At 70.5% G+C, this 13,526-nt stretch carries 8 protein-coding genes; 6 read left to right on the forward strand and 2 right to left on the reverse strand.

Going from position 1 to position 13,526, the window contains the following annotated elements:
* The first annotated feature begins 710 nt into the window (after nucleotides 1–710).
* The 6 genes from ACWC24_RS00785 to ACWC24_RS00810 all read left to right on the forward strand — a co-directional run bounded on the left by ACWC24_RS00785 (nucleotide 711) and on the right by ACWC24_RS00810 (nucleotide 9,995).
* Nucleotides 711–1,076 carry a hypothetical protein gene (locus tag ACWC24_RS00785; protein WP_450660665.1) on the forward strand — a complete coding sequence of 122 codons (366 nt, stop codon included), beginning with the start codon at nucleotides 711–713 and terminating at the stop codon, nucleotides 1,074–1,076.
* A 116-nt stretch (nucleotides 1,077–1,192) separates the two neighbouring features.
* On the forward strand, nucleotides 1,193–3,031 hold the full coding sequence (locus tag ACWC24_RS00790) for an FG-GAP-like repeat-containing protein (protein WP_450660666.1): 1,839 nt from the start codon (nucleotides 1,193–1,195) through the stop codon (nucleotides 3,029–3,031).
* Between the two features lie 210 nt (nucleotides 3,032–3,241).
* Nucleotides 3,242–4,090 carry a serine hydrolase gene (locus ACWC24_RS00795; RefSeq protein ID WP_450660667.1) on the forward strand — a complete coding sequence of 283 codons (849 nt, stop codon included), beginning with the start codon at nucleotides 3,242–3,244 and terminating at the stop codon, nucleotides 4,088–4,090.
* Between the two features lie 125 nt (nucleotides 4,091–4,215).
* Entirely contained in the window at nucleotides 4,216–7,941 is a 3,726-nt protein-coding gene (locus ACWC24_RS00800; RefSeq protein ID WP_450660668.1) for an ABC transporter ATP-binding protein, read from the forward strand.
* A 129-nt stretch (nucleotides 7,942–8,070) separates the two neighbouring features.
* Nucleotides 8,071–8,460, forward strand: coding sequence for a hypothetical protein (locus tag ACWC24_RS00805; protein ID WP_450660669.1), 390 nt, complete (start codon nucleotides 8,071–8,073; stop codon nucleotides 8,458–8,460).
* Between the two features lie 101 nt (nucleotides 8,461–8,561).
* On the forward strand, nucleotides 8,562–9,995 hold the full coding sequence (locus ACWC24_RS00810; protein WP_450660670.1) for a S28 family serine protease: 1,434 nt from the start codon (nucleotides 8,562–8,564) through the stop codon (nucleotides 9,993–9,995).
* A 102-nt stretch (nucleotides 9,996–10,097) separates the two neighbouring features.
* Here the strand turns inward: ACWC24_RS00810 and ACWC24_RS00815 are convergent, their stop codons facing one another.
* Nucleotides 10,098–11,933, reverse strand: coding sequence for a glycoside hydrolase family 3 protein (locus ACWC24_RS00815; RefSeq protein ID WP_450660671.1), 1,836 nt, complete (start codon nucleotides 11,931–11,933; stop codon nucleotides 10,098–10,100).
* A gap of 586 nt (nucleotides 11,934–12,519) precedes the next feature.
* A complete protein-coding gene (locus ACWC24_RS00820) occupies nucleotides 12,520–13,437 on the reverse strand; it encodes a LysR family transcriptional regulator (RefSeq protein ID WP_450660672.1) in 918 nt (305 codons plus the stop codon).
* Nucleotides 13,438–13,526 lie beyond the last annotated feature (89 nt).

Consider the following 13,526-nt stretch of genomic DNA (forward strand, 5'->3'; position numbering starts at 1 on the left):
TCGGCGTAAAGGCGGTCACGGGGTCGGTCGGCGGGTCGGATTGCCTGTTCGTCGGCTCGTCGCGGACCGTCCGTCAAGTGATTACGCAGCGCAGTGAAGCATGTTCGTTGAGTGAGTGACATCAAAGGTGAAGATGGCTTTTTATCCCTCTTCGTGAAGAATCAAACCACTGGACAAAGTGTCGATCTTGAGATTTCATGGCGCGGTCAAAGGGCTTCCGCTCCGAGGTGCACAAGCGCTTTCGCGGCTTATGGCCGGTGCGTCCGGTGCGTCCGGTGCTTCTTCGCTCTCTTTGTCCCATCGTGCGACAGGTTGGGCGGGCGGGGTCTTTTGGTGGCTATTTCCGGGCTGGATGTCGGGGCTTCCAGGGGTGGGGTGAGTTCATGGATGTGCGCGTTCTAGCTGTTGCATCGTTATGCCCGGAATTATTTTTCCGCGTGTCCTTGAGTGTGTTCTTGCCGCTGGGCACGGCTTTGAGGCCCGCCTTTCATTCCGTGTTCCGGGGTTTTCGGAACCGACGACAAAGGCTGTGGATCAAGACTGTGATGAAGGCACATGTGCGTACCGCGCTTCGGGCGCGGCCGGGCCGCGGGAGACCTGGGCGGCGTGTTGTGGGTCTGGCGGCGCAGGGGCTGCCGGGTGGGTCCGCCGGGGCGGGCGCGTCGGTCGCCGGGGCGGCTCCGGTCGCGGGTGGGGCCGCGGGGTATGCGGTGGAGGACTTCAACCATCCGCAGGCGGACGAGGTCCTTGCGGAGCAGGGCATCGTGCTCGAGCGCGGTGACGGTCGCATCACCCTGGCCGACTGTGCGAGCGAGAGTGGCCTCCTGCAGGTGATGGCCCGGCGGCAGTCGAAGACGGTCTGTTTCAAGACGGTCGGCAACTCGGGCCGACTGACGCTGGAGATCCCTGCGGCCTACGTCGTGAAGGGCAACGACTGCGCGACGCAGGTGGACGTGACGGTGGGTGACGGGGAGAAGTCCTTCGGCGTCACCAAGAACACCTGGACGGCCGTGGGCGAGAGCGCGGCCGAGGAGGGGCGCGAGTTGATGCTCGTGGAGATCAGGACCTCCAAGTAGCAGCGCCGAGTCCTCTTCCCGGCCCGTCGCTCGCTGTCTCGACAGGAGCGGCCGATTTCTGTGAGCCGCCCGCTCCGGCGGCTGCCGACCCCGTACACCTCGCCCAAGGACACGTCATGCATCTCACCAGACCCACGCGTCTCGCCGCCCTTGTCGCGGCACTGGTCACCGTGCCCCTCGCCGTGAACGCCCTGCCTGCCCGGGCCGTCACCGGCACGCCTGACACCGGAGCCGCTTACGCCTTCTCCGTTCGTCTCGACATCGCCCGCGAGCGCGCCTGCTCCGGCGTCCTGGTGGATCCGAACTGGGTCCTCACCGCCGCCTCCTGCTTCGTGGACGACCCGGCCACCAGCCTTACGGTCCCGCCCGGCCCGCCGGCGAGCGAGACCACCGCCACCATCGGCCGTCCCGACCTGGGCACCACCGCCGGTCAGGTCGTGGAGGTCACCGAACTGGTCCCGCGTACCGACCGTGACCTGGTGATGGCCAAGCTCGCGGAGCCCGTCACCGACATCGCCCCCGCCGTCGTCGCCACCACCGCCCCGAGCGCCGGGGAGCAGCTGCGCGTCACCGGCTACGGCCGCACCCAGGACGAGTGGGCCCCGCTCGATCTGCACACCGGTGCGTTGAGCGTCGACGCGGTGGGCGATGGCACCCTCGATGTCACCGCGACCGGGGGCGCCGCTGTCTGCAAGGGCGACACCGGCGGTCCTGCCCTGCGGGAGAGTGACGGCAAGGTCGAGCTCGTCGCGATCAACAGCAGGTCCTGGCAAGGGGGTTGCTTCGGTCAGGATCCGGCCGAGACCCGCACGGGTGCCATCGAGACCCGACTCGACGACATCAACACCTGGATCCAGCAGGTCCGCGCGGTTCCCCAGGCGTACCAGACGACCTCGGGCGACTTCAACGGTGACGGCAAGCAGGACGTCGCCGTCTTCTACGACAACGGAACGTCGCCTGAAGGGAAGAACAGGGCGTCGATCTACACCTTCACCAGCAACGGGACCGGCTTCGACGCGCCCAAGAAGGCATGGAGCACGCCGGGTGGGTTCACCTGGTCCATCAGCAAGCTGACCTCGGGTGACTACAACGGTGACGGCAAGGACGACATCGGCGTCCTCTACGACGGCGGGTCCTCCTCCACCGGTGCCATCTCCTCGGTCTACACCTTCACCAGCAACGGGACCGGCTTCAACGCGCCCAAGAAGGTCTGGACCACCACGGGTGGGTTCACCTGGTCCGCCAGCAAGGTGACCTCGGGTGACTACAACGGTGACGGCAAGGACGACGTCGGCGTCTTCTACGACGGGGGGTCCTCCTCCACCGGAAACATCTCGTCCGTCTACACCTTCACCAGCAGCGGCGACAGCATGACGGCCCACAAGGCATGGACCACCACGGGTGGGTTCACCTGGTCCGCCAGCAAGGTCACGTCGGGTGACTACAACGGTGACGGCAAGGACGACGTCGGTGTCCTCTACAACGCCGGCACGTCGGCCGACGGAAAGGCCCTGTCGTCCTTCTACACGTTCACCAGCGACGGCACGGACATGACATCCAGCAAGGCGTGGGCCAGCACGGGTGGGTTCACCTGGTCCGCCAGCAAGGTGACCTCGGGTGACATCAACGGTGACGGCAAGGACGACGTCGGCATCCTCTACAACACCGGCACGTCGGCCGACGGAGTACCCGTCACGTCGCTGTACACCCTCACCAGCAGCTCTGCCGGCATCGGCGCCCCCCAGAAGGCGTGGACCAGTTCCGGAAGCTTCAACTGGAACTCCAGCCAGCTGACGTCCGGTGACTACAACGGCGACAAGAAGGCCGACTTCGGCGTCATGTACGACGCCGGCAAGACGGCCGACGGCCGCCAGGTCAACTCTCTCTTCTCCTTCCGGAGCACGGGTACCACGGTTCAGGCACCGGTCAAGAACTGGTCGGGCAGCGTCAGCTGACCTCGGCGCGGCAGCCGGGCCGCGTAGGCACCACGCGGACGGGCGCCGGGATCCGGACTACGGGTCCCGGCGCTGTGCCCGGCCGGGCCGTGAGCCCCATCGCCCGATATGCGCATCTTTGATCGACGCGCGCTGCTTTCGCGGCGGCCGACACACAATCGCCACAAAGAACCGCACAACCATTCGCTCGAACTCGTGAGTCATCAATGCATGACTCACGGGATATCCAGACGCGCGAGAGTGGTCGCGGGTGGCCTCACGGCCGGGGTGCTGATATCGGGCGTGGCGGCCGCGGCGCCTGCCTCGGCCGCCACGCCGGCCGTCAGCTGTACGTCGTCCAAGGCCGGGCTTGCCGCCAAGCTCAAGAAGGACATCACGGCCGCGCTCGCCACCCGCAAGGGCACCGTCGCCGTCGGTCTCTACGACCGCACCACCAACACCACCTGCACGCTGCGTGCCTCCAGTGCCTACGACTCGGCCAGCGTGGTCAAGGTCACCGTGCTGGCCACGCTGCTGTGGGACGCCAAGAAGCACAACCGCTACCTGACGAGCACCGAGACCTCGCTCGCCACGGCCATGATCACCAAGTCGGACAACACGGCGACCAGCAAGCTCTGGAAGCAGCTCGGCCTGACGAAGATCAAAGGCTTCCTGACCGCTGCCAAGATGACCCAGACGAAGCCCGGCGCGAACGGCTACTGGGGTCTGACCCAGATCACGGTGACCGACGAGCAGAAACTGCTCAAGCTGATCACCGGCGCGAACACGGTGCTCTCCGACAATTCCCGGGCCTACATCCAGAAGCTGATGGGGCAGGTCGTCTCCTCCCAGCGCTGGGGCACGCCGTACGGAGCGCCGTCCGGTGTCTCGGTGCACGTCAAGAACGGCTGGCTCCAGCGCGCCACGCTCGGCTGGCGGGTGCACAGCGTCGGCACGTTCAAGGGTGGCGGCCACGACTACACGATCACCGTGCTCACCCACGGGAACAGCACGATGAGCTACGGCATCACCACCATCCAGGGCGTCGCGAAGGTCATCCACAAGGACCTGATGTCCTGAGGGCCGATGCCCCTCGGGTACCCGCCCGAGGGCTCTCCCTCCGTCCGATTGTTGCGGAGGGATGAAATCCGCTTCCATCCGCGTTGGTGCTTTCCGGCAGAGCAGGTCGAACGGAAGGCACCGGCGTGGCAGCGCAGCAGGGGGAGAAACAGGGCTGGGCGCGCAGACTCGCGGTCTATGCCTGGCGTCACCCGGGGGACGTGGTCCTGGCCCTCGGTTCCTCCCTGGCCGGCATGGCCGTCACGGCGCTGGTCCCGCTGCTCACCAAGGTGATCATCGACGACGTGATCACCGACCACAGCCGCGCCATGGCCCCCTGGGCGGGCGCGCTGATCGTCGCGGCCCTCCTCGTCTACGTCTCCACGTACGTCCGCCGCTACTACGGCGGCCGGCTCGCCCTCGACGTCCAGCACGACCTGCGGACCGAGATGTACGACACGATCACCCGGCTCGACGGCCGCCGCCAGGACGAGCTGTCCACCGGGCAGGTGATAGGCCGCGCCACCAGCGACCTCCAGCTCATCCAGGGTCTGCTCTTCATGCTGCCGATGACCATCGGCAACGTGCTGCTCTTCCTGATCTCCCTGGTGATCATGGCGTGGCTGTCCCTGCCGCTGACCCTGGTCGCGCTCGCCGTGGCCCCCGCGCTCGGCTGGATCGCCCGCCGCAGCCGCACCCGGCTGCACCCCTCCACCTGGTACGCCCAGGCCCAGGCGGCAGCCGTCGCGGGCGTGGTCGACGGCGCCGTCAGCGGCGTACGCGTGGTCAAGGGCTTCGGGCAGGAGGAACAGGAGACCGGGAAGCTGCGGGAGGTCGGCCGCCGGCTCTTCGCGGGGCGGCTGCGCACCATCCGGATGACCTCCCGTTACACCCCCGCCCTCCAGGCGGTCCCCGCGCTCGGCCAGGTCGCGATGCTGGCGCTCGGCGGCTGGCTCGCCGTGCGCGGGCACATCACCCTCGGCACCTTCGTCGCCTTCTCCACCTACCTCGCCCAGCTCGTCGGCCCGGTCCGGATGCTCGCCATGGTCCTCACCGTCGGACAGCAGGCCCGCGCGAGCACCGAGCGCGTCCTGGAGCTGATCGACACCGCGCCGACGATCCGGGACGGCCGGCTGGAGCTGCCCGCCGACGCGCCCGCGACCGTCGAGTTCGACGACGTCTCCTTCGGGTACCGGCAGGCCGACGGCCGCACCAGCCCGGTCGTGCAGGGCCTGTCCTTCGAGATCCGCGCGGGCGAGACCCTCGCCGTGGTCGGCTCCTCCGGCTCCGGCAAGTCCACCGTCTCCCTGCTCCTGCCGCGCTTCTACGACGTCACCCACGGCGCGGTCCTGATCGGCGGCCACGACGTCCGCGAGCTCACCCTCGACTCGCTCAGGGCCGCGATCGGACTCGTCCCCGAGGACTCCTTCCTCTTCTCCGACACCGTCCGCGACAACATCGCCTACGGCCGACCCGACGCCACCGACGAGCAGATCGAGGCCGCCGCCCGCGCCGCCCAGGCGGACCGGTTCATCGCAGAGCTGCCCGACGGCTACGCCACCAAGGTGGGCGAGCACGGCCTCACCCTCTCCGGCGGCCAGCGCCAGCGCCTCGCGCTCGCCCGCGCGATCCTCACCGACCCGCGCCTGCTCGTCCTGGACGACGCCACCTCGGCGGTGGACGCCCGGGTGGAGCACGAGATCCACGAGGCGCTCAAGCAGGTCATGCGGGGCCGCACCACCCTGCTCATCGCGCACCGCCGCTCCACCCTCAACCTCGCCGACCGCATCGCCGTCCTCGACGGCGGCCGCCTCGCCGACCTCGGCACCCACGAGGAGCTCCAGCGGCGCTCGGCCCTCTACCGCAAGCTGCTCACCGACCCCGACGAACTGGGCGGGGTCTCCCCGGGTCACACCCCGCCCGCCGAGCCGCGCGAGGACACCTCCGTCCGGGACGAGCTGGACGCCGAGTTCGACGCCGAGGCCGGACTGACCCCCAGGCTGTGGACGGGCGACCGCGAGCCCAAGGACAGCGCCCTGTCCGGCATGCCCGCCACCCCGGAACTCCTCGCCCAGGTCGAGGCGCTGCCCCCGGCGACCGACACCCCGGACGTCGACGAGGCGCGCGCGGTGCGCCCGGAGGAGTCCTACGGTCTGCGGCGGCTGCTGCGCGGCTTCGGGCGTCCCCTGCTGGTCAGCCTGTTCCTGGTCGCCGTGGACGCCGGGGTGGGCCTGCTGCTGCCCGTCCTGATCCGGCACGGCATCGACCAGGGCGTCAGCGAGCTGGCCCTCGGCGCGGTCTGGACGGCTTCCCTGCTCGGCCTGCTCGCGGTGCTCGTGCAGTGGGCGGCGCAGATCGGCGAGACCCGGATGACCGGACGCACCGGCGAGCGCGTCCTGTACTCCCTGCGCCTGAAGATCTTCGCCCAGCTCCAGCGGCTCGGGCTCGACTACTACGAGCGCGAGCTGACCGGCCGGATCATGACGCGGATGACGACCGACGTCGACGCGCTCTCCAGCTTCCTCCAGACCGGTCTGGTCACGGCCTTCGTCTCGGTCGTCACCTTCTTCGGCATCATGGGCGTCCTGCTGCTGATCGACGTCGAGCTGGCGCTCGTCGTCTTCACCACGCTGCCCCCGCTGATCGTCGCCACCTACTTCTTCCGCCGGGCCAGCGTGAAGGCGTACGAGCTGGCCCGCGAGCGGGTGTCGGTGGTCAACGCCGACCTCCAGGAGTCGGTGTCCGGGCTGCGGATCGTGCAGGCCTTCCGGCGGGAGCGGGCGGGCAGCCTGCGGTTCGCCGAGCGCAGCGACAGCTACCGGCGGGCCCGCATCCGCGGCCAGTGGCTGATCTCCGTCTACTTCCCCTTCGTCCAGTTCCTGTCGTCGGCGGCCGTGGCCGCGGTGCTGATCACGGGCGCGGGCCGGATCGAGGCGGCGACCCTCACCACCGGCGCCCTGGTCGCCTACCTCCTCTACATCGACCTGTTCTTCGCCCCCGTGCAGCAGCTCTCCCAGGTCTTCGACGGCTACCAGCAGGCGACCGTCTCCCTCGGCCGCATCCAGGAGCTGCTGCGCGAGCCCACGTCCACCCGGTCCGCCGGGGAGCCGGTCGAGGTCGGCTCGCTGCGCGGCGAGATCGCCTTCGAGGACGTGCGCTTCGCCTACGGCGACGACGAGGAGGCCCTCGGCGGCATCGACCTGAAGATCCCGGCAGGCCAGACCGTGGCCTTCGTCGGCGAGACGGGCGCCGGCAAGTCGACGCTGGTCAAGCTGGTGGCCCGGTTCTACGACCCGACCGGCGGCCGGGTCACGGTCGACGGCACGGACCTGCGGGCGTACGACCTCACCGCGTACCGCCATCGCCTCGGCGTGGTCCCGCAGGAGGCGTACCTCTTCCCGGGCACCGTGCGGGACGCCATCGCCTACGGCCGCCCCGACGCGAGTGACGCGCAGGTGGAGGCGGCGGCCCGCGCGGTCGGCGCGCACGAGATGATCGCCACGCTGGAAGGCGGCTACCTGCACGAGGTCGCCGAGCGCGGCCGCAACCTCTCCGCCGGACAGCGGCAGCTCATCGCGCTGGCCCGCGCGGAGCTGGTCGACCCCGACGTCCTGCTGCTCGACGAGGCGACGGCCGCCCTCGACCTGGCCACCGAGGCCCAGGTCAACCTGGCGACCGAACGTCTGGCGGGCCGTCGTACGACGCTCGTGGTCGCCCACCGGCTGACCACCGCCGCCCGCGCTGACCGGGTGGTGCTGATGGACCACGGCCGGGTCGCCGAGGACGGCACCCACGAGGAGCTGCTGGCGCGGGACGGGCAGTACGCGCGGCTGTGGCGGACGTTCGTGGGGGAGCCGGTCACCACGGGCTGACCCGCCCGCTCCGGCCGCCCGCCTCGCCGAGGCGGGCGGCCGGAGCGCGAGCGATGTGCGCAACCGTTCGGCACCCGCCACGCGTCCGTACACCAGTACGGTTGGAGCCGTGTGGTGGGAGGGGCGAGCGTGAACAGTGGTGCGATACGCCGGCGGCTGGCACGCGGCACGGCCGTGCTGGTCGCCTCCGGACTGCTCGCGTTGGCCTCGCCGGGCAGCGCCGACGCGGCCCCCACGCAGTGCGCCGGCCGGAAGGTGAAGGTCCTCCCCTTCGCCACCGGCACGGTCCAGGTCTACAAGCACGACGGCTATGTCTGCGCCGTCACCCTCGCCGAGCGGCCCGGCCGCCGGACCGTGATGTCGGTCAGCGTGCAGGCGCGCGGCAACCGCCCGGTCGTCGACCGCGGGCGATTCACGCTGCGGGCCGGTCCGGTGACCGTCCACGCGGGCCACCGCTGTGTGCGGGTGAAGGGGTCGGTGGGATCGCAGTCGATCGGCACGGGCTGGATCCTGTGCTGACCGGCGCCGGCCCTTCTCACTGCTGACATATCAACTCCCCCTGGTGCGAAGGGTGTTGCTGGGATAGCTTCCGGCGCACATCCGTTTCACAGGGAGGGTGCATGCGTAAGGCGCTCAGATGGCTGCTGGCGCTCACCGTGCTCATAGGCACACTGAGCACGGCCGGGGCAGCCACCGCTGCCGTGCCGGAGGCCACCGGAACGACCGACATCAAGGAGCAGTTGCTCTCCATACCGGGCATGAGCCTGATCGAGGAGAAGCCGTACACCGGCTACCGCTACTTCGTCCTGAACTACACCCAGCCGGTCGACCACCGGCATCCGTCCAAGGGCACGTTCCAGCAGCGGATCACCGTGCTGCACAAGGACGTCAGCCGTCCGACGGTCTTCTACACCGGCGGCTACAACGTCTCCACCAACCCCGGCCGCCGCGAGCCGACCCAGATCGTGGACGGCAACCAGGTCTCCATGGAGTACCGCTTCTTCACCCCGTCCCGGCCCGCCCCGGCCGACTGGTCCAAGCTCGACATCTGGCAGGCGGCGAGCGATCAGCACCGCATCTTCAAGGCGCTGAAGAAGATCTACACCAAGAACTGGATCGCCACCGGCGGTTCCAAGGGCGGCATGACCGCCACCTACTTCGAGCGCTTCTACCCGCACGACATGGACGGTGTCGTCGCCTACGTCGCCCCGAACGACGTCGTCAACGACGAGGACTCCGCCTACGACCGCTTCTTCGCCTCCGTCGGCACGAAGGAGTGCCGCGACCGGCTGAACGCCGTGCAGCGCGAGGCGCTGGTGCGCCGGGAGACGCTGGAGAAGAAGTACCAGGCGTACGCCGCCGAGAACGGCTACACCTTCACCACGATCGGCAGCCTCGACCGGGCCTACGAGGCGGTCGTCCTCGACTACGTCTGGGGCTTCTGGCAGTACAGCCTGCTGTCCGACTGCGACACGATCCCGGCGGACGCGGCCACCGCGACCGACGACGAGATCTGGAACTCGGTCGACACGATCTCCGGTTTCTCGGCCTACGCCGACCAGGGCCTGGAGACGTACACGCCGTACTACTACCAGGCGGGCACCCAACTGGGCGCGCCGACGATCCACTTCCCGTACATCGAGAAGAAGTACGTCCGCTACGGCTACCAGCCGCCGCGCAACTTCGTCCCGCGCGACATCCCCATGCGGTTCCAGCCGGACGCGATGCGTGACGTGGACAACTGGGTGGCGCACCACGCGCGGCACATGCTGTTCGTCTACGGCCAGAACGACCCGTGGGGCGCGGAGCGGTTCCGGGTCGGCGCGGGCGCGAAGGACGCGTACGTCTTCACCGCCCCCGGTCTCAACCACGGCGCGAACGTGGCCGGGCTGACCGCCGACGAGAAGGCGCTCGCCACCGCCCGGATCCTCGCCTGGGCCGGGGTCGCCTCGCCCGCGGTGCAGGCCGACCCGTCGGCGGCGAAGCCGCTGGCCCGGTTCGACGCCCGACTGGACGTCCGGGACGTGGAACGGGAGCCCGCCCTGCGCCCTTGAGGCCAGGTCAGGTCCGCCCCCAGGGACCCCGCGGCGCCGGTGCGGCGAGAGGCCGTGCCCGGCGTCGCGGGGGCAGGTGTCACGGGGCGGGCGGGCGTACCGCTAGTACGTCAGCCCGTGCCCGATCGGGTACAGCACCTGCGCCGGATCGTCCGCCCGCGGCACCGGCACCGGCAGCCGTCCGCGCGGCGCCACCCGTCCGGCGATCACCCGCGCGGCGGCCCGCAGTTCGACGTCGGTCCAGGAGTAGGCCGCCAGACAGGCGCGTACGGACGGGAGTTGGGCGATGTCGTAAGGGTTGCGGACCGCGACGACGACCACCGGCCTGCCGGTCGCGATCAGTTGCTCCACCAGGGTCCGTTGGCTGTTCGTCGCGGTGACGTTGTACGTGCCGACGACGACCGCGTCCGCGTCGGCGACCGCCGTGACCGCTTGGGCGATCACCGCGGCCGAGGGGGCGGTGCCGGTGGACAACACCGTGGCCGTGAAGCCGAGTTCGGTCAGGGCGCGCGCCAGGACGCCCGTCGGGGGGCCGGTGGTGCCCGACGGGGACGCCGGGTCGGCGCCCACGACCAGCACCCGGCCGTGGCTGCGGCGCGAAAGCGGCAGCACCCGGCCCTCGTTGACCAGCAGCGTCGTCGTACGCTCGGCGATCCGGTCGGCCGTCGCCAGGTGTCTCGCGGTGCCGACCGTGCGGTCCACGCGGGCCGGACTGACGTACGGGTCCTCCAAGAGGCCCAGCCTCGCCTTCAGTCGCAGCACCCGCAGGACCGACTCGTCGAGCCGGGCCTCGGTCAGCTCGCCGCCGCGCACCGCGTTCAGCACGGCGTTCCAGGCGACGTCGATGGAGGGCGGGTTGAGGAGCTGGTCCACCCCGGCCTTCAGCGCGAGCACCGGCACCCGGTCGTCGCCGTACTTGGTGCGCACGCCCTCCATGCCGAGGGCGTCGGTCACCACCAGTCCGTCGTAACCGAGTTCGCCGCGCAGGATGCCGGTCAGGATCGGGTGCGAGAGGGTGGCCGGGTCGCCGGAGTCGTCCAGCGCGGGGACCATGATGTGCGCGGTCATGATCGAGTCGATGCCGGCCCGGATCGCCGCCCGGAAGGGCACCGCGTCCAGCCGCTCCCACAGTTCACGGCTGTGCGTGATGACGGGGAAGCCGAAGTGGCTGTCGACGGCCGTGTCGCCGTGCCCGGGGAAGTGCTTGGCCGTCGCGGCCACGCCCGCCCCCTGATACCCCCGCACCTCGGCGGCGACCAGGCCCGCCACCGCGTCCGGGTCCGCGCCGAAGGACCGTACGCCGATGACCGGGTTGGCCGGGTTGACGTTCACGTCGGCCACCGGGGAGTAGTCCTGGCGGATGCCGATCGCGCGCAGTTCGGCGCCGGAGATCCGGCCCAGCGTGCGGGCGTCGGCGCGCGATCCGCCCGCGCCGACGGCCATCGCGCCCGGCAGCAGCGTGGCGGGCGCGCCGACCCGGCAGACGATGCCGTGCTCCTGGTCGGTGGAGATCAGCACCGGCAGACCGCGCGGCTGCGCGAGGGAGGCGGCCTGGATGCCGTTCGACAGGTCCGCGATCTGGTGCGGGTCGCGGGTGTTGTGCGCCCAGGTGAAGTAGATGATGCCGCCGACCCGGTACTTGGCGATCAGCTCGGCGGCGGTGCGCACGCCGATCTCGGCGAGGTTGGCGTCGATGTCGGCCTGGTCGGGCGCGGTGGCCGAGTGGCCGTAGACCCGCATCACGAACAGCTGGCCGACCTTCTCCTCCAGCGTCATGCGGGAGAGCAGGGCGCGGACGGTCCGGTCGTCGTGCCCGGCCGCGTACCCCGGGGTGACGGCCGTCAGGGAGGCGGCGGCGCCGGCCGTCGCGGCGGCGAGGACGGTGCGTCTGGACGGACGTGCGGTGTTTCCTGTGCTTGCCGTGCTGCTGTCGGGCACGTGTGCTCCCTCCGAAGGAGAACCGCTGAAGGAAACTTCCAGGGAATCACCAATATCCGGGAAGTTTCTTCCAGTCAAGGGAGTGCACATTGACGCCCTCGCCTGCCCGAGGGCAGGCGATTCCGGTCCGCACTGCTCCGCAGTACCACCTTGGGTTCCTGTTTCACGGGCCTCTGCCGACTGGTGAGGGTCGGTCTCACGTGGCCTCCGCAGGCCTGACTTCCCGCCCGTTTGGCGGTAGGTCGGGCAACTCCGTCGCCCGACAAGGCGATCCTGGTCATGCCGCTGCGACTCTCCGGGCCGCCACGGACAAGATGCCCTGCACCTACACCCTGAAGGGTGGAGCACCGGGCAAATATTCGGGTAGCGGCGGAGGGGCCGCCATCGGCGCTGTTGGAGGGGGGCGCGCCGATGGCGGCGTGCTGCCGGCCGCGGTACGGCTGAGAGGGTGGTCAGCGCTTCGCAGCCTGCGGCGAGGCCGACACCGCACCGCGGTGACTCGTCCGGCAGTCCGGCGCTTGGACGTGGGGCGCGCGGCCCGGGTTCCCGACTTCCGCCCTCTTTCCGCAAGTCGGTGCGGGTGTGCTCAGCGGGTCGGGTGGGCCGACACGCGCGGCCAGTGGGCCCGCAGCACGCGCACGGTCTCCGCGATCGCCGGCCGCCGGGCCGCCCCCGCCCGCCACACCGCGTACAGCCGGCGCACCGGCATCGGGTCCAGCGGCACCTCCACGACACCCTCCGGCAGCGGGCCGCGCCCGAGCCGGGGGATGAGCGCGACGCCCAGCCCGGCCGCGACGAGCGCGATCAGGGTCGGGTTCTCCTCCGCCTGGTGCACGAGGTCCGGCTCGTGCCCGGCCTCGCGCAGCGTGCGGACCAGCCAGTCGTGGCAGACCCGGCCGGGCGGCTGGCAGATCCACCGCTCACCGCCCAGCTCCTCCCGCCGCAGGGCGCTCCGCCCGGCGAACGGATGCCCCGCGGGGACGAGCAGATCGCACAGGTCCTCCCCGATGGCCGCCTGTTCCAGCCCCGCGGGAGCGGGCAGCGGCGCGATGTCCCAGTCGTGCGTCACCGCGAGGTCCACCGCTCCCTTGGCGACGAGGTCCACCGACAGATGCGGGTCGACCTCGCTGAGCCGGGCGTCGAGCGCCGGGTGCCGTCCGGCGAGGTCGGCGAGCACCGACGGCAGCAGACCGCGCGCCGCCGACGCGAACGCGGCCACGGTCAGCCGCCCGGCCGGCGCCCCGCGGCGCTCCTCCAGCTCGGTCTCGGCCCGCTCCACGATGGCGAGCAACTCCCGTGCGGTGGCGGCGAGCTGGTGCGCCTCGGGGGTGAGCCGCACGCCCCGCCCCTCCCGCTCCAGCAGCACGGTCCTGGTCTCCCGCTCCAGCTTGGCGATCTGCTGGGAGACGGCCGACGGGGTGTACCCGAGCGCGGCGGCGGCGGCCCCGACGGTGCCGTGGACGGAGACGGCGTACAGGGCGCGCAGGCGCTGGAGGTCGAGCATGTGCCCCGCTCCTTCCCGAATGCGGCTGTGCGACGCACCGATGCGGATTCAGCGGATTCAGCGGATTCATCAGTGTTGCTACATCCAAC

Source organism: Streptomyces sp. NPDC001443, assembly GCF_053597355.1.

Excerpts from the sequence above, each read along its gene's own strand:
- ACWC24_RS00790 (WP_450660666.1), top strand. The coding sequence starts at position 1,193 with ATGCATCTCACCAGACCCACGCGTCTCGCCGCCCTTGTCGCGGCACTG.
- ACWC24_RS00795 (WP_450660667.1), top strand. The coding sequence starts at position 3,242 with ATGACTCACGGGATATCCAGACGCGCGAGAGTGGTCGCGGGTGGCCTC.
- ACWC24_RS00810 (WP_450660670.1), top strand. The coding sequence starts at position 8,562 with ATGCGTAAGGCGCTCAGATGGCTGCTGGCGCTCACCGTGCTCATAGGC.
- ACWC24_RS00820 (WP_450660672.1), bottom strand. The coding sequence starts at position 13,437 with ATGCTCGACCTCCAGCGCCTGCGCGCCCTGTACGCCGTCTCCGTCCAC.